General features: G+C 70.6%; 19 protein-coding genes. 13 read left to right on the forward strand and 6 right to left on the reverse strand.

The annotated features are described in order from the left end of the window. Positions 1-299: 299 nt before the first annotated feature. From FXF68_RS44500 to FXF68_RS18165, 3 genes are all read right to left on the reverse strand, one after another. Positions 300-3,323 carry a helix-turn-helix transcriptional regulator gene (locus FXF68_RS44500; protein WP_281292216.1) on the reverse strand — a complete coding sequence of 1,008 codons (3,024 nt, stop codon included), beginning with the start codon at positions 3,321-3,323 and terminating at the stop codon, positions 300-302. Positions 3,324-3,461: 138 nt separating this feature from the next. Further along, positions 3,462-3,668, reverse strand: coding sequence for a hypothetical protein (locus tag FXF68_RS18160; RefSeq protein ID WP_148760580.1), 207 nt, complete (start codon positions 3,666-3,668; stop codon positions 3,462-3,464). A gap of 302 nt (positions 3,669-3,970) precedes the next feature. After that, positions 3,971-5,179: an ATP-binding protein gene (locus tag FXF68_RS18165; RefSeq protein ID WP_187437982.1), complete on the reverse strand. Its 1,209-nt coding sequence runs from the start codon at positions 5,177-5,179 to the stop codon at positions 3,971-3,973. 189 nt (positions 5,180-5,368) lie between these two features. Between FXF68_RS18165 and FXF68_RS18170 the strand changes: the two genes are divergently transcribed. The 3 genes from FXF68_RS18170 to FXF68_RS18180 all read left to right on the forward strand — a co-directional run bounded on the left by FXF68_RS18170 (position 5,369) and on the right by FXF68_RS18180 (position 7,669). Beyond that, positions 5,369-6,178, forward strand: a complete 810-nt coding sequence (locus tag FXF68_RS18170) for a helix-turn-helix domain-containing protein (protein ID WP_187437983.1) — start codon at positions 5,369-5,371, stop codon at positions 6,176-6,178. After that, positions 6,175-6,375 (forward strand): DUF397 domain-containing protein, encoded by a 201-nt coding sequence (locus FXF68_RS18175; RefSeq protein WP_148760586.1) that lies wholly within the window; start codon positions 6,175-6,177, stop codon positions 6,373-6,375. The genes FXF68_RS18170 and FXF68_RS18175 overlap by 4 nt, the downstream gene beginning before the upstream one ends. Before the next feature lie 64 nt (positions 6,376-6,439). Beyond that, a complete protein-coding gene (locus FXF68_RS18180; RefSeq protein ID WP_148760588.1) occupies positions 6,440-7,669 on the forward strand; it encodes an IS30 family transposase in 1,230 nt (409 codons plus the stop codon). A gap of 111 nt (positions 7,670-7,780) precedes the next feature. On the opposite strand, the gene FXF68_RS18185 is transcribed toward FXF68_RS18180, so the two are convergent. Next, positions 7,781-9,214: a DUF7927 domain-containing protein gene (locus tag FXF68_RS18185; protein ID WP_187437984.1), complete on the reverse strand. Its 1,434-nt coding sequence runs from the start codon at positions 9,212-9,214 to the stop codon at positions 7,781-7,783. Between the two features lie 628 nt (positions 9,215-9,842). On the opposite strand from FXF68_RS18185, the gene FXF68_RS18190 reads away from it, so the two are divergent. The 3 genes from FXF68_RS18190 (at position 9,843) to FXF68_RS18200 (ending at position 11,080) form a co-directional block, all read left to right on the forward strand. After that, positions 9,843-10,061, forward strand: coding sequence for a hypothetical protein (locus FXF68_RS18190; protein WP_148760592.1), 219 nt, complete (start codon positions 9,843-9,845; stop codon positions 10,059-10,061). Positions 10,062-10,236: 175 nt separating this feature from the next. Then, the gene (locus FXF68_RS43080) at positions 10,237-10,698 is read left to right on the forward strand and encodes a hypothetical protein (protein WP_222869986.1); all 462 of its coding nucleotides are present in this window, start codon (positions 10,237-10,239) and stop codon (positions 10,696-10,698) included. A 40-nt stretch (positions 10,699-10,738) separates the two neighbouring features. After that, the gene (locus FXF68_RS18200) at positions 10,739-11,080 is read left to right on the forward strand and encodes a hypothetical protein (protein ID WP_148760594.1); all 342 of its coding nucleotides are present in this window, start codon (positions 10,739-10,741) and stop codon (positions 11,078-11,080) included. A 7-nt stretch (positions 11,081-11,087) separates the two neighbouring features. Here the strand turns inward: FXF68_RS18200 and FXF68_RS18205 are convergent, their stop codons facing one another. Next, positions 11,088-11,849 carry a MerR family transcriptional regulator gene (locus tag FXF68_RS18205; protein WP_246178772.1) on the reverse strand — a complete coding sequence of 254 codons (762 nt, stop codon included), beginning with the start codon at positions 11,847-11,849 and terminating at the stop codon, positions 11,088-11,090. Between the two features lie 41 nt (positions 11,850-11,890). Between FXF68_RS18205 and FXF68_RS18210 the strand changes: the two genes are divergently transcribed. Then, on the forward strand, positions 11,891-12,349 hold the full coding sequence (locus FXF68_RS18210; RefSeq protein WP_148760596.1) for a DUF6194 family protein: 459 nt from the start codon (positions 11,891-11,893) through the stop codon (positions 12,347-12,349). A gap of 4 nt (positions 12,350-12,353) precedes the next feature. Here the strand turns inward: FXF68_RS18210 and FXF68_RS18215 are convergent, their stop codons facing one another. Then, the gene (locus tag FXF68_RS18215) at positions 12,354-13,547 is read right to left on the reverse strand and encodes a CapA family protein (RefSeq protein WP_148760598.1); all 1,194 of its coding nucleotides are present in this window, start codon (positions 13,545-13,547) and stop codon (positions 12,354-12,356) included. A gap of 207 nt (positions 13,548-13,754) precedes the next feature. Between FXF68_RS18215 and FXF68_RS18220 the strand changes: the two genes are divergently transcribed. The 6 genes from FXF68_RS18220 to FXF68_RS18245 are packed head-to-tail and all read left to right on the forward strand — an operon-like array spanning position 13,755 to position 18,032. Next, positions 13,755-14,615 carry an AraC family transcriptional regulator gene (locus tag FXF68_RS18220; protein ID WP_148760600.1) on the forward strand — a complete coding sequence of 287 codons (861 nt, stop codon included), beginning with the start codon at positions 13,755-13,757 and terminating at the stop codon, positions 14,613-14,615. A gap of 10 nt (positions 14,616-14,625) precedes the next feature. Further along, a complete protein-coding gene (locus FXF68_RS18225) occupies positions 14,626-15,303 on the forward strand; it encodes a cysteine hydrolase family protein (RefSeq protein ID WP_148760602.1) in 678 nt (225 codons plus the stop codon). Further along, positions 15,300-16,253, forward strand: a complete 954-nt coding sequence (locus FXF68_RS18230; RefSeq protein WP_148760604.1) for a phosphotriesterase family protein — start codon at positions 15,300-15,302, stop codon at positions 16,251-16,253. Before FXF68_RS18225 ends, FXF68_RS18230 begins: the two co-directional genes overlap by 4 nt. Before the next feature lie 51 nt (positions 16,254-16,304). Then, entirely contained in the window at positions 16,305-16,673 is a 369-nt protein-coding gene (locus FXF68_RS18235; protein ID WP_148760606.1) for an ArsR/SmtB family transcription factor, read from the forward strand. Next, the gene (locus FXF68_RS18240; RefSeq protein ID WP_148760608.1) at positions 16,670-17,167 is read left to right on the forward strand and encodes an SRPBCC family protein; all 498 of its coding nucleotides are present in this window, start codon (positions 16,670-16,672) and stop codon (positions 17,165-17,167) included. The genes FXF68_RS18235 and FXF68_RS18240 overlap by 4 nt, the downstream gene beginning before the upstream one ends. 46 nt (positions 17,168-17,213) lie before the next feature. Then, positions 17,214-18,032, forward strand: coding sequence for an endonuclease/exonuclease/phosphatase family protein (locus FXF68_RS18245; protein ID WP_148760610.1), 819 nt, complete (start codon positions 17,214-17,216; stop codon positions 18,030-18,032). The last annotated feature ends 103 nt before the right edge of the window (positions 18,033-18,135 follow it).

An 18,135-nucleotide genomic window follows, 5' to 3' on the forward strand; every position in this document is an offset into this window, starting at 1 on the left:
CCGAATCTTCGGGCGACGGGAACGGGTCACGAAACACAGCCCGTTCCCGTCGTCTTTTTTCGTCCGCCCCGATCGGTATGTCGACCGATGCCCGGAGGGCCTCCGACCTGGAGACTGGGCAGTGGCCGGAACGGTCCCCGGGTCGCCTCTCCGGGCGGAGAAGCACCGCCTGCTTCCGCGGGCCGCGGCCGCGACGGCCGGCCACGTTGGTTCCCGTGTGGTCCGACGGTTCGGCGGCGGGGATCCTGGGAGGGGAGATCCCCGCCTCCGGATCAGACCCGCCTCAGGCCCGCGCCCGGTCAGGCGCGCATCTGGTCGGCCCGCATCCGGCGCCCGTTCGCCGCGGCGGCGCCCCGCCCATGGCCGTTCCCGTTCCCCGTCCCGGCGCCGTCCCCGATGCCCATGCCAGCGCCGGTCGCAGTGCCGGTCGCGGGGCCGTTGCCGTCGCCGGGGCCGAACAGGCCGAGGCGGTGGGCGGTGGCGGCGGCCTCGCCGCGGCTCGTCACGTCCAGCTTGCCGAGGATGTTCGAGACGTGGACGCTCACCGTCTTCACCGAGATGAACAGCGCCCCGGCGATGTCGCGGTTGCTGCGCCCCTGCGCGACGAGGCGGAGCACCTCGTACTCGCGCGGCGTCAGGCCGAGCGGCGCGGACGGGTCGCCGCGCCGCGACGTCCGGGTGCGGCGCAGCAGGTCGGCGCACAGCTCGCCGAGCGGGACGGCGCCGAGCCCGGCGGCCAGCTCCGCCGCCGTCTCCAGCCGGACGGTCGCCGCGTCGTGGTCGCCGCCCGCGGCGGCGGCCTCCGCCGCGCGGAACAGCGCGCGGGCCCGGTGGTAGGGGTTGCCGAGCGCCTCGAAGGCGGCGGCGGCCGCGTCCCAGGCGGCGAGGTCGAGGACGCCGCGGACGCGGGCCACCTCGGCGGCGAACATGAGCTGGTGCGCCCGCTGGAGCGGGCCGCAGACGGCGAGCCCGGCCGCGCGCTCCTCCACCCGGCGCAGGTCGTCGTCGGCGGCGGCGCCGAGGTCGGCGCAGGCCGCCGCGGCGGCGATCAGCGTCGGCCAGGCGTAGCGGGCGTCGTCCGGCAGGCCGGAGTGGTCGAGGACGGGACGCACCGCGTCCAGCGCGGCGCGGGCGTCGCCCTCGGCGAGCAGGATGTTCGCCTCCAGCCAGAGAGTGGTGAAGTAGTCCTGCGTCTTCATCCACTTCATCTTGAGGTTCATGATCTCGCGGGACAGGACGAGCCGGGCCCGCGCCGTCCCGATGTCGCCGCGCGCCAGCGTCACCCACCCGGACAGGACGAGCAGCGACGTCCGCGTGGTGACGGCGGGGTCCTGCTCCATGGCGTGGTTGAGGACGGCGAGCGCCTCGTCCCACCGGCCGAGCGACACGAGCGGCTCGGCCTGGTTGATGGACAGGAAGGTGCCCTGCGTCCGCTCGACCCCGTACTCCCGGGCCAGCTCCTTGCCGCGCGCGGCGATGGCGGCGGCCTCCTCGTGCCGTCCCGCGCCCTCCAGGAAGTGCGACTTGATCACGTAGTAGCGGAGCAGCACCCGGTGCGTCCCGGCGTTCTCCGCGGACTCCTCCAGCTCCAGCAGCCCGGTGTCGGACTCGTAGTCGATGTCGGCGCAGAACCGGGTGATCAGCGCCTCGGCGATGGTGACGGGGTCGCCGAGCGCGCGGGCGATGGAGAGCGCCTCCTCCGCCGTCTGGCGGGCCTTGGCGATGTCGGTGGTGATGCGGACGTAGTTCCCGAGCGTCGACAGGGCGCGGGCGCGCAGGGCGCTCGGCGGGTCGACGGGCAGCGCGTCCACGGCGGCGCTGAGGTCTTCGACGAAGCCGGGACGCGCCATCTGGTAGCGCATCCGGCCGCGCAGTTCCAGCAGCCCGGCGCGCAGCTCGGGCTCGTCGCCGCGGGACTCCAGCTCGCGGAGCGCGGCGTTGACGAGCTTGATCCCGCGGTCGAACTCGCCCGCCTGGTCGGCGGCGGTCGCGGCGTCCTGGAGGACCTTGATCTGGTCGGCGCCGATGCGCTCGACGGCGTCGGGGACCTGGTCCCACAGGCTGAGGACGCGGGACAGCATGGTCAGGCACTCGGCGTAGGCGAGCGACTTGCGGGCCTCGGCGGCGGCCCGCCAGGACGCGACCAGCGCCCACGTGCTGTTGTGGGCCCGTTCCCAGTGGAAGCTCAGCTCGACCCAGAGGCGTCCGGGCGGGACGAGGCCCGGGTCCTTCTCCATGGCCTCGGCGTAGCGCTTGTGCAGCCGCGTGTACTCGCCGGGCAGCAGGTCGTCGCTGACGGCCTCGCGGATCAGGGCGTGCCGGAAGGCGTAGCCGTCGCCGTCCACCACCAGGACGTTCGCGGCCACGGCCGGACGCAGCGCGCGGGTCAGCTCGGCGTCGTCCAGCCCGGTGACGGCGGTGAGCAGGGCGTGGTCGATGCGGGTGCCGCCGCCGCTCGCGTCGCGCAGCACCTCCTGCGTCTCCTCGGGCAGCCGCTGGACGCCCGCGAGCAACAGGTCGCGCAGCGACTCGGGCAGCAGGCACGGCATCGTGCCGTCGTCGTCGAGCAGGGCCTCGATGAACAGCGGGTTGCCCTCGCTGCGGGCGGTGACGCGGTCGACGAGCCCGGCGGGCGGGGTGTCGCCGAGGAGCTGGGTGACGAGGGACGCGATGTCGGAGCGGGACAGCCGTCCGATCTCCATCCGGCGGACGCGCTCGGCCCGCTCCAGCCCGGCGAGCAGCGGGCGCAGCGGATGGGCGCGGTGCAGCTCGTCCGAGCGGAACGTCACGACGATCAGGACGGGCGCGTCGGCGACGTTGCGGATCAGGAAGGACAGCAGGTCGCGGGTGGAGCGGTCGGCCCAGTGGGCGTCCTCGATGACGAGCATGACCGGGCCGCTCTCGGCGAGCCGCTCCAGCAGGGTGAGCATGACCTCGAAGAGGCGGGCGCGCTCCTCGTCGGAGGCGGCGTCGGACTCCGGCTCGCCGAACTCGGGCAGCAGCCGGGCGAGGCAGCTCGTGTCGCCGCGCGGGACGAGCCCGGCGATCCCGTCGATGCCGACGTCCCGGACGAGGCCGCGCAGCACGGTCGTGAACGGCGCGAACGGCAGTCCGTTGGAGCCGAGCTCCAGGCAGCCGCCGCTGAGGACGCGGGCGCGGCGGCCGTCCACGGCGGCGGCGAACTCGCGGATCAGACGCGTCTTGCCGAGCCCGGCCTCACCGCCGACGAGCACGGCCCCGGGCGCGGCGGCGAGGGCGTCGTCCAACCGCGCCCACTCGACCGATCTGCCGACGAGGATGGGACTCATCGCGTGTGCGCTCACGCAACAAGCATGCCAAACGGATCGGACATTCCCACCTGAATATCACTTCGTGAGATGGCGCCGAAGACATGTACGGCACGTGAGCGCGGGGCCGGATCGCGTGGGCGCCGGGGCCCGGTGCCTGGCGGGAACGCGGGCTCAGAGGCTCAGGCAGTGGACGGGAGCCGTGACCAGAGGCACCAGGTTCGCGCTCCCGGTGTTCGACGCCGAGGAGAGCGTGCAGTTGATCACGCTGGCGGGGTCGGGCTTGGCGGCGGCGGGCCCGGCGCTGGCGGGCAGGGCCAGCGCGGCGACGGCGGCCGTGGCCAGCGCGGCCACGGTGACGCAGCGGGTGAGAGCACTCATGCGACTACCTCGCTTACTCAGAGTCATTGAATTGACACGAAGAGTAGCAGCGCGGAGGCGGAGAGCACGGGCTTCATGATCGGCGGGTCGTCGCCGGGAGGGGTCTGTGGTGGCCGTGGGTCCCCCGACGTCCACGGCCACCGAACAGTCAGACGTCCACACCCCCCGGAGAGTTCGCGTTTCCCGTATACGATTTCTCGTCCCCTGGTCAGCCGCCGTCGACGTCGGCGCGGGAAACCACGTCAGCGGACATCGGCACCCGCGTTCACGCCGGTCGCCTTCGACGCCGTCGCCCTGCGGGCCTACTTGGCCGACGGACGGCCCGCGACGAGGTCGCTCAGCCTGTCCCCGAGCCGCTGGAGGGGCTGCCGGTAGCGGCGTTCCCGCACCTCGGCGCGGCGGGCCTTGCGGGAGCCCGGCGAGTACCGGCGGCGCGCCCACGGCGACCCGGGCCGGGCCAGCCGGACGGCCCCGACGATCGCGACGATGCCGATGAACACGCCGATGAGGCCCGTCCAGACCTTGCCCTTGGCCAGGGCGACGACGGCCACGCACATGTCGAACAGGAGGACGAGGACCAGGGCCCAGAAGCCGTCTCCGGCGGCGTCGTCCACGCCCAGCGGACGCAGGCCGAGCAGCATCAGCCCGCACAGCGCGATCGTGATGAACACGACTTCTACTGAGAGGCGTCCCTGCTGGCTCCAGTAGACGTCTTCCAAGTGCAGGACGAGGGCGAACTCGTCCAGCACCAGGGCCGCGCCCACGCCGAAGACCGCCGCCGTCGCCGCCGCCCAGCCGGACGACCCGTCCTCGACGGCCAGCCCGCCCACGCCGCCGACGCACATGAAGACGAGCCCGAACACCACGTGATGGATGTGCTGCCCACCGGGCGTGACGTTCCCCGGCCACCACCGCACCTGCGCCCTGATCATCCGGACGCTGACCCGGATGAAGAGGAAACCGGCGATGAACGCCACCAGGAAGCAGAAAAGCCGCAGCCGCCCGGCGTCCGTGATCTCCCGTGTGAACCAGTCCTCCACGTCGCAGACCTTCCGCGGACGGCCCCAGGGCACACCCAACGGTTGGTTACCGAAACTTCGCCTTGAGGACGGCCCAGACGCACTTTCCTTCGAACTCGTCCCGCACCCCCTCTTCTCCGAGAGCGCGTCGACGATTCCGAGCCCCCACCCGCCGGGGTCGGGAGCGTCGTCCGCCACGGGACCGCGCGGAACCGACATGTCGGGCGTGGACGGCCGCGGCCACACCGGCGAGGAATCCCACACCTCCACGCAGAGGCCGTCGTCCGCGAGCCCCATCCGCAGGGTGATCCCGCGATAGGGGGTCGCGTGGACGGCGTTCGTGAGCAGCTCCGACGCGACCTGCACGGCCGCGCCGACCGTCTCGCGGGCGAGCCCCCACTGCAACGCCTGCGCCTCGACGATCAGCCGCCCCTCCCGGACGGCCTCCGGCACCGCCTGAAGGCCCCGCCGGAACGCGCGCGGCGCCGCCACCGTCCTTTCCACTCGAACCAAACATCCCGTTATGTCGAACCCCCGCCCCACCTCATTCCGCCAAACGATCATTTCTCCCACCACTCCCTTCGCTTCTTGTGAGCAATCCGCTGCACATCGTGGGAGGTTCCCGTTATCGTCGGAAGTGGGGTCGGTTTTGTTGAACTCGATAGTTCCGGAGGGCAACTCGTGGTGAATCGGAAGCAACTCGACCCGACCGAGTCGGCGGCAGCACTTTTCGGGGCAAAGCTCCGGAAGCTTCGCGACAAAGCCGGACTTTCCCAGTCGCAACTGGCGGACGCGATCGGCTACTCCAACGACACGATCTCCAAGGTCGAGACCGCCGCGCAGGCCCCGTCCTTCCAACTGGCCGAGCGCCTGGACGCCCACTTCGGCACCGACGACCAGTTCCAGGAGCTCCAGCCCCTCGCCGCCAAGGAGGGCATCCCCTCCTTCTTCCGCCCCTACGCCAGCCTGGAGAGCACCGCCAACGCCATCCGCGTCTACGAGTCCATCGCCGTGACCGGGCTGTTCGAGACCGAGGACTACGCGCGCGCCGTGCTTCGACCCGGGCAACGCACCAGCGTGCTCGACCGCGCGGTGAGCACGCGAATGGCCAGGCAGGAGATCCTGGAGCAGGAGAACCCGCCCTGGATAGTGGTCCTAATGCAGGAAGCGACGATCCGAAAGATCGTCGGAGACAACGAAATCACCAAGGCCCAGCTCGCTCGGCTCTTGGAACTGGGCAAGGAGCCCAACATCAGCATCCGGATCGTCCCTGCTGAGGCTCAGCTTTTTCCTTCCAGCGGGTTCACGCTGTTCGGCTGCGAGGGGGAGCCGGAGATCGGTTTCGTGGAAGGCGCAGGCGGTACCGGCCGCGTGATCGAACTAAGCTCCCATGTGGAGCAGCTTCGACAGCTGTGGGACCTCATCAGCAGTGCGGCCATGACCGAAATGGCCTCAGAAGCTCTGATCCGAGAGGTGATGGAGGGCTTGTGAAGGACCTGAAACACGCCGCCTGGCGCAAGAGCAGCTACACCGGCCAGGAAGGCGGTACCTGCGTCGAACTGGCTGACCTCGGCACCACCGTGGGCGTCCGCGACAGCACCGACCCCCACGGCCCCGTCCTCCAGTTCAGCCGCCCGGCCGTAGCCGGGCTCATCAGCCGCATCAAGGCCGCCGAACTCGACCGATAGCCGTCCCCCACAGGCCCCCCTCAGGTTCTAGTGGTCGTCGCAACACCCCAGTTCGAGGGGTGCGATGGATTTCGAGATCCGTGGTGACCGCAGGCCGCAGGGGCGTAAGCAGCTGCGCGCCGAACGAGCGGAATACTTCCGGCTCGTGCGACAGGGCTACAGCAACAGGGAAGCGTCCCGGCTGGTGGGCGTGCATGAGCGGACCGGCCGAGAGTGGCGTCACGGTCGGCCCGAAGGAGGCAGGAAGAGGCCGAGGCGGCCCGCACGACCCGTGCGGGCCGCCTCGGCCTCGCGCCGTTACCTGTGCCAGGACGAGCGCATCCACATCGCCGACCGTCTGCGTGAGGGCGCCTGCCTGCGCACCATCGCCGCCGAGCTGGGCCGTAGTCCGTCCACGATCAGCCGGGAGGTCCGCCGCAACCGGACCGAGGGGACCCGCGAGCAGTGGCATTACCGGCCCTACGCGGCACAGGCCCGGGCCGACGCCCGCCGGCTGCGGCCCAAGCCCGGCAAGATCCCGCAGAACCTCGAACTGCGCGACTTCATCCATGACCACCTGGCCAAGCGGTGGAGCCCCGAGCAGATCTGCCACGCTCTGGTCAGACGGTTTCCCGACCGGCCGGAGATGCGCGTGGCGCACGAGACGATCTACCAGGCCCTCTACGTGCAGGGACGCGGAGAACTGCGCCGCGAGCTGACCCGCGCGCTGCGGTCGGGCCGCGCCCGCCGCAGACCGCACCGTCAGGCCGCCCGCCGTCAGCCCCGCTTCACCCACCCGATGGTCATGATCAGCGAGCGTCCCGCCGACGTCGAAGACCGCGCGGTACCCGGCCACTGGGAAGGCGACCTCATCATCGGCAAGGACGGCGTGTCGGCCATCGGCACCCTGGTGGAACGGGCCACCCGCTATGTGACGCTGCTGCACCTGCCGCACGGCCGCGACGCCGAACGCGTCCGCGACGCCCTGACCGACACCGTCCACGCCCTGCCACGGCACCTGGTCAAGTCGCTGACCTGGGACCAGGGCGCGGAGATGGCAGCCCACCATACCTTCAGCCTGGCCACCGACATCCCGATCTACTTCTGCGACCCGGGCAGCCCCTGGCAACGAGGCTCGAACGAGAACACCAACGGACTGCTGCGCCAGTACTTTCCCAAGGGCACCGACCTGTCGGTCCACACCCGCCAGCACCTGGACGCCGTCGCCGCCGAACTCAACTCCCGCCCACGCAAAACGCTCGGCTGGGACACCCCAGCCGAGCGTCTCGCTAGGCTCCTGGCACCAGCCAACTGACATCAGTGTTGCGACGACCCCTGGAATCCACCCCCTCTACGGAGGGGGCTTTCTCATTTTCGGCCATGGGCAAGGAGCCCCGGGTATTCCCAGGGCCCCTTGCGCCATGGGTCAGTGCTTGCGATGAACCTTGGTGCTGGTTTTCACGACGCAGTTCCATCGCTTGTCGGATGACTTGCAGTGCCAGGTGAGAAGGTTGCGCAGCACCCCCGGGTCGCAGGCGATCACCGTGTAGGTGATCTCGGCCGTCTGACCGGGTTGCAGATCACCCGTCCAGGTCAGGGTGTGGCCGGTCAGGCGGGCGGTGCCGACGCTGGCGTGGATCGGTCCCTTGAGACGGCCGTTGTCGAGGACGTCGGCCAGGTCATCGGTGAACGCGGCCTTGCGGAAGACGCCGGAGCAGGTATTGGTAACGCGGATGCGATAGTGCACCGTCCCTCCGACCGGCACCTTGGCCCGGTCGGCGGTCTTCTCGACCTTGAGCTTTTCGTTCGGACACGGTGTAGGAGAGGGCTTGGTCGGCGTCGGCGTCGGTTCTGTCGGCGTCGGCGTCGGCGTGGGTTCCGTCGGCGTCGGCGTAGGCGTCGGCGGGACGCCGCACGACTCGGTGTCGTAGGTGAGTGTCACTTCACCGTCACCTTGGCGGACGCCGGTGTTGTAGGTGGCATCGGCGGGGCCGAGGCTTGAGCCTCCCGCGCCGCCGCCCGCATACATGGTGCTGGCCGAGGAGGAGCCGCCGGCGCCGCCGCCCTGCGCGCCTCCGCCGCCCCCGCCGCCCGTTCCCATGTGCGGGTCCTGGAGGTTCACGGCGCCGTCTCCGCCGACGCCGTCGACCGCGTCGCCGCCGGGGAGGCCGGCCTGGTCGGACTCCGAGACCGGTTGCCCTCCCGCGCCGCCCTTGCCCGCGGAGGTGCCGCCTTGGCCCGCGCCGGGATGGGCCGGGGTACCGCCGTTGGTACCGGTACGACCGCCGTCCCCGCCGCGGCCCTCTGAGGTGTCGGAGAAACTGCCCGCACCGCCGCCGCCTCCACCTGCGATGATGAGCGGTTCCGTGGCGACGCTGACCTTCGTCGCCCCACCGCCTCCGCCGCCGACGGTGCCGTTGCCGGGAATGCGCTCCTGGCTGAACGCGCCGGGCTGGCCGCCCCCGCCGTAGCCGCCGCGCGCGGGCGTTCGGGTATTGGCGTCTCCGCCGGTGCCCGCGCCGCCGACGTCGATCGTCAGTGTGTCCCCGGGAGTGACCGGGACAGTGGCGATGACCTCACCGCCCCGCCCTCCGGGAGACCCGTAGACGGCGTCGCCGCCCGCGGCTCCGAAGGCGTCCACCGTCAGCTCGCAGACCCCTTCCGGGACCGTGAACGTCTGCGGCGCTCCGGTGTAGGCGAACGTCCGGCTGACCTGCTGCGCGTGTGCGGCGCCCGGCACGAGTGCCAGCGCCGCGGCCGTCGTTGCTCCCGCAAAGAGGAGCGACCACTTAGAGTTAAGTTTAATCACATACAGTAATGTAGGCTGGTGCGAGCCAAGAAGCGGCCGCACTCCGGCCATGAACTCCCCACACCGCAGCGCGCCCCCTCGATGCCTTGGCGGCACCTCGTAAGCACACGGGTCGCAATCTGCGTGCCGGCAGGGCGGAACCGCCCCGCGGAGCCTCGATCCCCGGTTCAGCCGGACGGCGTCGGCACCAATCTCGTCAAACGTTCGGGACTGCGTTGATCCGGGTGGGGCTGTCATTCATATGGGGCGAGACGGGTTAGCCAGGCTTTCCGGCAGATCAAAACTGGTAACTCATCGCGCTAGATCAGTTACAGTGGCGGCCGCTCCGGGCTGTGGGGTCGCCTTCTTGGCCGGGATCGGCTAGATACTGGAATGGACACGTGGAACGGCGTGGCTAGCGTTGAGGTGTCTGCCAGGAGGAGCGGCGATGAGCAAACTGCCCTTGGGATCTAAGCCGGGGATCGGGTATGGCCATTTAGCGTCCACTACCTCTGGTGTCTTTGTGGCCAAGCGGGAGTGGCTCGTTCATCCCGTCCCCGTGGAGCGGCCAGAGCACGGTCGTGAGGACACGCGGTTGCAGTGTTCCGCCTGCGGCAGGACGCTGACCGTGCGGGTTTCTTCGCTGGCGAGGGCACGGCGGCGACAGCGGCTTTTTCGGTGGCTGTCGGTGGGGTGCCTGGTGAGCGCGGTGCTCTGCGTCCTGCTGATGATTCCTGCCGGGGACGCGCTGCGGCCGTTCCTGTTCGGCAGCGCGGGCCTCGGGGGCTTCTTCGCTTTCGCCTTCTACATGCGCCTGGGCGTGGAGGACGGGGTGTCCGTGCGGTGGCCGACGTTGACTCGCATGCGCGGTCACCAGCTCCGCTGGCCGCCGGGAACGCCCAGCCGGTTGCATCGCTGACCTGCCGCTCTAAGGCGAAAAACACCTCTACCCCGACAAAGGGGAACTGACATGCTTCATTTTTGGATTGAAATTTAAAAAATTGACGACGAGTGGGCGGCGCTGGAACCCTGTGCAAGGTCACCGAAGAAGGCTCTTCACGACCTGGTGACTACGGGGAAACAGAGGGGAAAGCATGCTTCTCACCACTTCCGTCAAGGTAGGGCTGTCGACCGCCGTCGTCGCGTCGGCGCTGCTGATTCCGACCGGCGCTTCGGCGTCCGCGGCGTCCCACACCTCCGGGAAGACCGTCAGCGCGGCCACCAGTTTTGACGCCAAGTGCAGGAGTCACAGCCGCAATTACATTCTCAAGAGGTACTACCGGGGGCCGCAGACCTTCACCCTGCGCTGCGGCACGCGAACGTGGGGCTGGAAGCACATCAAGGCACGTCACGGCTGGAACAGAACGATGGACCGGAAGATCGGCACCGCGATCTGGTCCGGTGACCCGAACGGGCGCGGCGGCTATTCCACCTACACGAATCAGTGCCCGCGGAGGGAGAAGTTCCGCACCATCATCGGCACTCCGGCGGGGAGCAACGACCTTCTGACCGCCTACCCGGTCAACCAGCTCGCAACGACCGGGTCGGCCTGCTAAGCCCGCGTTCGGGCGCGGGACGAGGTGAAATGGTGGTCCTGTGGAAGAACAGACGCAGGCCGAGCAGGCCCTGAGTCGCTCGTACGTCACCGCCGACGGGGTCCGTTTCGACATCACCGACCTTTCGGTCGAGCACGATCCGGACCGAGGGCCGACGTTGACGTACCGGCTGACCGTACGCCGCCAAGGCCGGCCAGATGAACACTGGGTGGTCACGCTCCCCTGGCATGACAAGTCCTGGGTGGACGTTCTCACCTCGCCCGCGCCCTCTCCCGAAAGACTCCGGCAGCTCGTCCACCTCGTCCACACTCATCTGGAAGAATGGTGGGACACGAAGGGATACAATCGGCAGTCGGCGAAAATGGGACGACGACTCGACTGATCATTCCTTAATTTTCAGAGGCGATAATTCGCTGCTCTGAGGTTGGCTGGACGATTTCAGAGAGTGTCGTTCCTGCGCGCAGGAGGGACAGGGCGCGTTGGGCGATGGTGTTCAGGCGAGCGTCGAGCGCCTCTAGGGAATGCTTCACGTCGTGGAGGTCTCGGATCGCCGTAACGGCTCGTTGCACGTCCGGGATGCGGTATCCGGCGGCTCGCAGGGCTGCGGTGATGCGGGCTTCGCGGATCGCGGCGAGGTGATAGCGGCGGGCCGTTCCGGCTCGTGTCCTCAGCCGCTCTGGGGCTACCAAGCCCATCTGCTCCCAGAAGCGAAGCGTGGACGCGCGCAGGCCCAGCGCTCGTGACAGTTCGGTGATGGTCATCGAGTCGGCTTCGCCGGGTTCGGCGTCGGTCGTCGCTTCCGCGCGAATGGCGCGCAGCGCCTCGCGGGCGGCGAGTGCCTGTTCTCGTTCATGGTTGAGGCGGGCGTGGAAAGAACAGAGGAGGGCCGCCGCTTGGTCTGGCGGCAGCGAACGGATGTCGCGCATCGCTCGACGTGCTTCAACGGGGCCCACCGCGTGGGCGAGATTCCGGTAGGCGCGTAGGTCGCGAACGTGGATCGCGGAGAAGCCCCGGTAGCCGTTGGGCGTCCGGGAGGCGGCCGGAATGACACCGCGCGCCTCCAGGTCGCGGATCTGCTGGACCGAATAGCCCGTCGCCGCCGCCACGGCCGCGGTACTCAGCGGTTTCACCGCCGGGACATCGTGGCTCACGACCGAACCCTCCATAGGTACTTCAAGTTCACGCTTGAACCATGATGATGGAGCAGATTCTTGCGGCGGTCCGCGCGTTCGACGGGGTGCTTGAGCTGGCGCCGTCCGAGGGAAGCGAGTTCCCGGAGATCGCCTGGGGCGACCACTTCTTCTACTACGCGCCCGATGGACGGGTGCCGCGGCGCGAGCAGCCCTACGCCACCATCGTGACGAAGAACTACCCCGACGACAGCCTGAGCGACCTCGACGGCCCCGATCGGTGGCGGCTGAACATCCACGTCGGCAGGCCCGCGTTCACCGAGCTCCTCGGGGAGGATCCGCGCGAGGAGGCGGACTCGCCGGTCGACTTCGCGATGGCCGACACCCTCCTGCCCCACCCCGTGTATCGCGCGCAGGGGTGGGTCTCGATCGTCAATCCCGGCGCGGAGACCAGTTCGTTGGCGGTCCGCCTTCTGGGCGAGGCGCACGAGGCGGCTCGTCGGCGGGCGGCCCGCCGCTGACGGTCTATTTCGGCGGCGACGCGATCGGGACGTTGAATCCGAGGCTTCGCACGACCTTGGTCGTGCGGTCCACGGTCGCCTGGTTACCGGAATTCTTGCCCAGCGTCCGGAGTCTGATCGGCGGCCCCGCCGTGACGAGAGTGGGGACGAAGGCGGGCTGCGCCCTCCACCGCTTCTGGGCGTCCCGGCTGAAGGTCAGCCAGGCGATGAGCCCTTCGTGGGTGGTCTGCTCGTTCGCGGTCGGGTTGGCGACCTGGTTCCCCATTCCGTACACGACCCATTTGCCGTTGATCTGCTCGAAAGGCTGCACGACGTGAGCATGACAGCCGATGATCAGGTCGACGTTGTTGGAGGCCAGCAATGTTCTCGCCAGGCGTCGCTGCTCGGGCGTGGCCGCGTGCTGGTATTCCGTCCCCCAATGGAGGCTGAGGATCACGACCTCGGCCCCGGCCTGCTTGGCACGCGCCGCGTCCGAGAGGACCCTGTCGGGGTTGATCGGCGTGTTCACGAGCCAGGTTTTCCCGCCGGGCGCCGAAATGCCGTTGGTCCCATAGGTGTAGGAGAGCTGCGCGACCTTGACGCCCTTCACCGTCATGAGGTTGATCTGCTTCGCCTCTTCCGGGCTCCGGGCCGTCCCGGCATGCCGGAGGTCCACCCTGTTCAGGTCGTCGATCGTCCGGCGGACACCCGGTTCGCCCTGGTCAAGCGAGTGGTTGGACGCCGTGGAGCACGTGTCGTAGCCCACCCCGCGGATCGCGTCCGCGATCTGCGGTGGTGAACTGAACATCGGATAACCCTCGAAAGGCCCCGAGGGTGGGGCCAAAGGCGTCTCGACATGGCAGACGCCCAGATCCGCCTTGCCGATATAAGGCTTGAGCTGCGCGAGCATCGGCGTGAAGTCGAAGCCTTTCTTGTCCCTGGCACGGGCGTCCGCGGCGGCCTGTTTGGTGACGGGTTCATGGAGAAGGAAATCGCCGGTCCCCGCGACGGTGAACCGGCTCGATCCGGGAGCGGCCGATTCGGTCGCCCCCCGCTGCCCCGCCGGATGCTCGTTGTCGCCGCTGCAGCCCGACAGCGCGGCGAAGCCGAGCGCGCCGACCAGCAGAACGCTCGTCGCCCCTCTCCCGCGAGTGGGCTCTCTGCCGCGAGGGGGCCGCCGCGCGTTCGGGGCCTTCCGAATGCATGCCGAAGTTCCCATGCGTAGGTCATCAACATCTCATTTCATTCGAAACGAAGCCTTACCGGAAGCTGGACCGGCATTAGTAACACTTTTGGGAATATAGAGGCCCGCCATGAACACCACCGAACCGTCCCGAATACGGCCCGCACCGCCGATCGCCCTCGCGGTCGGCGGTGCGGTCGGCGGTGCGGTCAGCCGTGCGCCGGGCTGATAATGGTGGACGGCATGAAAGGTGAGCGGTCCGCGGCGGACCGGGTCCGGCATCGGTACGCGCCCGGCGCCAGTGACGTGCGGTTGGTGACGGCGTCGTTCCGGACGCACCACTTCGTCCCGCACGCGCACAGCGAGTACGCCATCGCGGTCATCGGCCGCGGTGTGGAGGCGGTGCGCTACCGGGGCGCGGACGAGCGCGTCGGTGCCGGCGGTCTGCTGCTGCTGGACGCCGAGGTCATCCACGCCGGGCGTCCCGCCGTGCCGCAGGGCTGGGACTACCGGGTCTTCTACGTGCCCGCCGATCTGCTCGCCGAGATCGCGGGACGGCGGCCGACGTTCCCGGCCGCGACCGTCCAGGACCCGGAGCTGGCCGCCCGCCTGACCCGGACACACCAGTCACTGGAGGACGAGCCGGGCACCTCTCCGCTGTCCGCCTACGAGCAGCTTCACCATGTGCTGACGCTCGTGCTGGAAAGGCATGCGACACGCGGGCGAGCCCTGCCGTCCGAGACCTCCTGGCCGGCCGAGATCCGCAGAGTCCAGGCGTATCTGGCCGCCGACATCGGACGCACGCCGAGCCTCGCCGAACTGGCCGAGTTCGCCGGAATGCCACGTTTCACCCTGCTTCGCGCGTTCCGTGCCGTGACCACCGTGACCCCGCACGGCTACCTGCTCGCGCTCCGGCTCCGGCACGCCCAGCAGTTGCTCACGGCGGGCCACAGCGTCGCCAGGGCGGCGGCCGACAGCGGCTTCTACGACCAGGCCCACCTGCACCGCCATTTCCGCCGGACGTTCGCCGCCGCCCCCGGGCGGTTCGCCCGCGCCGGACGGACGCGCAACGACGTACAAGCCCGTCCCGCCGACGAACCGTAACGTCCGCCGGGTGATCGAGAAAGACGCCCTCAACCACCCGCTGCCCGGCGACGAGCACACGCGACCCGACTTCGCCCGCGCCGCCCTCCTCACCATCGATATGCAGGCCGACTTCATCTCGGGCCCGCACGCGGTGCCCGGCACCCAGCGGGTCGTCCCGGCGGTGGCCAGGCTGGCGCGCGCGTTCCGGAACGCCCGCCGCCCCATCGTCCACCTGGTCCGGCTGTACCTGCCGGACGGCGGCGACGCCGACCTCAGCCGCCGGTCGCTGATCGCGTCCGGCGCCCGCCTGGTCGCCCCGCACTCGCCGGGCTCTCGCCTGGCCGACGACCTGGCCCCGCCGGGCGCCGCGCCCCTGGACCCCGACCGCCTGCTGTCGGACGAACCCCAGCGGCTCGCCGAGGGAGAGCACGTCATCTACAAGCCGAGATGGAGCGCCTTCCACCGCACCCCGCTCCAGCGCCACCTTGCCGATCTCGGCGTGAACACGCTGGTCGTGGCCGGATGCAACTACCCGAACTGTCCGCGAGCGACGATCTACGACGCGAGCGCCCGCGACTACCGGCTGGTGATCGCGGAGGACGCGACATCGCGCTTCGGCGAGCACGCGAGGCCGGAGATGACCGGAATCGCGGCCTGGTGCCTGACCGTCGCCGCCATCGAGGGACACCTGAGGACGGACGCATGAGGGGCCTGGTCCGCACCGTGCGGGGTGACCTTCCACCCGGCGAGCTGGGGGTCACCGACGCCCATGACCACCTGCTGCTGGAAACCCCCGCGTTCACCGGCGGCCCGCTCGACCGGGAGCCCACCGCATCGGCCATGGCGCGGGACTTCAAGGCGGCGGGCGGGCAGACCCTCGTCCAGTGGACACCGCCGGGGATGGGCCGCCGCGCCGAATGGCTGCCCGGCATCGCCGCGCGGACGGGCGTCCACATCATCGCCGCCACCGGCCTCCACCAGGCACGCCACTACACCGCCACGGCCCAGGCCCGGCCCCGCTGGCCCGCCGCTCTCGAACCGGCCGCACTCGCCGCGCTCTTCACCGAGGAGCTCACCGTCGGCATGCGCCGCGACGACGGCGCACCGGACCCGGCGGCGGCCCCCGCACGCGCGGGCGTGATCAAGGTGGCGGCCGGTTACCACGGCACGGACGAGCACGAACGCCGGGCGCTGGACGCGGCCGGAGCCGCCCACCGGGCCACCGGCGCGCCGGTCTGCGTCCATCTCGAACTGGGCACCCACGGCCCGGCGGTGCTCGCCAGGCTGGAAGCCGCCGGAGTGCCGCCCAAGCACGTGATCTTGGGCCACCTCGCCCGCAACCCGGACGCCGCCCTGCACACGGAACTGGCCGCCTCCGGCGCCTACCTCGCCTACGACGGCCCTCGCCGCGACACCCACGCCACCGACTGGCGGCTCGGCGACCTCGTCCGCGCGCTGCTTGAGGCCGGGCACGGCGACCGGATCATGCTCGGCGCCGACACCCCCACCGCCGACCGCCGCGCCCCCAACGGCGGCCCAGGCCCGGCCGCCCTGCTCACCGACACGGCCGCCGCCCTCGCCCGCCGCGTCGGCGAGGACGCCGTGCACACGATCCTGGCCGTCAACCCGGGCCGCGCGTTCGCCTGGCGCGGGTAGACCGTCCCGCCCCGCTCGACAAGACGTGTAACACGATGGTTACATGTTCCCATGGACGCCTTCGCCGCCGCGGCGGATCCGGTGCGCCGCCGGATCGTGCTGCTGCTCGCCACCGGCGGCCCGCGCACGGCGGGCACGCTGGCCGCCGCGTTCCCGGAGATCAGCCGTCCGGCGGTGAGCCGCCACCTGCGCGTGCTGCGCGAGGCGGGCCTCGTCACGGCCGAGACGGCGGGACGCGAGCGGCACTACCGCGCCGACCCCGGACCGCTCCGGGAGATCGACCGGTGGCTGGCGGCCGTCCGCGGGGAGGCGTGGGAGCAGCGGCTCGACGCCCTGGACACCGAGGTCCACCGCACCCGGCGCGACCGGCGGGCAGCCGCCGCCGAACCGACCGACACCGCGAAGAGGAGCGCAGGATGACACCACCGCCGACCGGCCGGTTGCTCACCACCGCGACCGGCTCCGACCTGCAACTGACACGCCACTACAAGGCCCCGATCGAGGACGTGTGGGCCAGCATCACCGAGTCCGAGCGGACGGCGCGCTGGTTCGCGAGCTGGACCGGCGACGGCAGGCCCGGCGCCACGGTGCGGCTCACGCTCGTCCACGAGAAGGGCGCACCCGAGAGCGACATGACCATCCTCGCGTGCGAGCCGCCCCACCGCCTGGAGGTCGAGACGGTCGACGAGTACGGCCGCTGGCACCTGGAGGCCCGGCTCACCGAGGCGGACGGCGAGACGACGCTGACGTTCCTCCACCACCTCGACCCGGGAACGGACGTCACCACGACCGGTCCGGGCTGGGAGTACTACCTCGACATGCTCACCGCCTCCATGACGGACGCCCCCAAGCCCGACTTCGACGACTACTACCCCGCCCAGGTCGCCTACTACGAGGGCCTCTCACCCGAATAGGCCAGAATGCCCGCATGGCCAGGAAACTCCAGGAGAGGGCGGCCGAATGCGGGTTCTGAGCTGGAACGTGTGGTGGCGGTTCGGCCCCTGGGAGGCCCGCCGGGAGGCGATCGCGTCCACCCTGGCGCGCCTCGACTGCGACCTCGTCGGCCTCCAGGAGGTCTGGGACGACGGCGGGGAGAACCTGGCCGGATGGCTCGCCGACCGGCTCGGCATGCACTGGACGTGGGCGCCCTCGGACCGCCCGGGCCGCTGGCACGCCCGCCTGGACGGCTCGACCGCCGACGTCGGGGACGCCGTCCTCAGCCGCTGGCCGATCACCGACCGCGCCGTCCTGCGGCTGCCCGCCGAGGGCGGCCGCGACGACGGCCACCGGGCCCTCTTCGCCCTCGTGGACGCGCCCGTCCACCCGGTCCCGTTCTTCACGACGCACCTCAACTCGGGGCCGCACGAGTCGGCCGTCCGCTGCGCCCAGGTCGCCGCCCTGGCCGGCTTCGTCGCCGGGTTCCGGGACCGCTCGCCCTTCCCGCCTGTCCTCACCGGCGACTACAACGCCCTCCCCGACTCCGACGAGATGCGGCTGCTCGGCGGGTACCGCACCGCGCCGCCCGTCCCCGGACAGGTCCTCCTGGACGCCTGGGAGTACGCCGACCCGGCCGCCCCGGCGACCACCTGGGACCCGGCCAACCCCTACGCCGCGCTCACCCGCGAGCCGCCCGGACGCATCGACTACATCCACGTCGGCCCGCCGGGGCCGGGCGGGGCCGGGCACGTCCAGGCCGTGCGCCGCGTGGGGGACGCGCCCGTGGGCGGCGTCTGGCCGTCCGATCACGCGGCCGTGCTCGCGGAACTGGCGTCGCCGTAGGCCGTCCGGCCCGCTGATGTCCTGGATCTGCAAACGCCGGCGTCCGGGAAAGGAAAGACGGGGGTGGGGAGCGCGAGGTTCACTCACGGCAACGTGCTGTGAA

The sequence above is a fragment of the Actinomadura decatromicini genome, assembly GCF_008121305.1.
Classification (GTDB): Bacteria; Actinomycetota; Actinomycetes; order Streptosporangiales; family Streptosporangiaceae; genus Spirillospora; species Spirillospora syzygii.

Excerpts from the sequence above, each read along its gene's own strand:
- FXF68_RS18245 (WP_148760610.1), top strand. The coding sequence starts at position 17,214 with ATGCGGGTTCTGAGCTGGAACGTGTGGTGGCGGTTCGGCCCCTGGGAG.
- FXF68_RS18230 (WP_148760604.1), top strand. The coding sequence starts at position 15,300 with ATGAGGGGCCTGGTCCGCACCGTGCGGGGTGACCTTCCACCCGGCGAG.
- FXF68_RS18180 (WP_148760588.1), top strand. The coding sequence starts at position 6,440 with ATGGATTTCGAGATCCGTGGTGACCGCAGGCCGCAGGGGCGTAAGCAG.
- FXF68_RS18235 (WP_148760606.1), top strand. The coding sequence starts at position 16,305 with ATGGACGCCTTCGCCGCCGCGGCGGATCCGGTGCGCCGCCGGATCGTG.
- FXF68_RS43080 (WP_222869986.1), top strand. The coding sequence starts at position 10,237 with ATGCTTCTCACCACTTCCGTCAAGGTAGGGCTGTCGACCGCCGTCGTC.
- FXF68_RS18160 (WP_148760580.1), bottom strand. The coding sequence starts at position 3,668 with ATGAGTGCTCTCACCCGCTGCGTCACCGTGGCCGCGCTGGCCACGGCC.
- FXF68_RS18240 (WP_148760608.1), top strand. The coding sequence starts at position 16,670 with ATGACACCACCGCCGACCGGCCGGTTGCTCACCACCGCGACCGGCTCC.
- FXF68_RS18185 (WP_187437984.1), bottom strand. The coding sequence starts at position 9,214 with ATGGCCGGAGTGCGGCCGCTTCTTGGCTCGCACCAGCCTACATTACTG.
- FXF68_RS18220 (WP_148760600.1), top strand. The coding sequence starts at position 13,755 with ATGAAAGGTGAGCGGTCCGCGGCGGACCGGGTCCGGCATCGGTACGCG.
- FXF68_RS18210 (WP_148760596.1), top strand. The coding sequence starts at position 11,891 with ATGATGATGGAGCAGATTCTTGCGGCGGTCCGCGCGTTCGACGGGGTG.
- FXF68_RS18215 (WP_148760598.1), bottom strand. The coding sequence starts at position 13,547 with ATGGGAACTTCGGCATGCATTCGGAAGGCCCCGAACGCGCGGCGGCCC.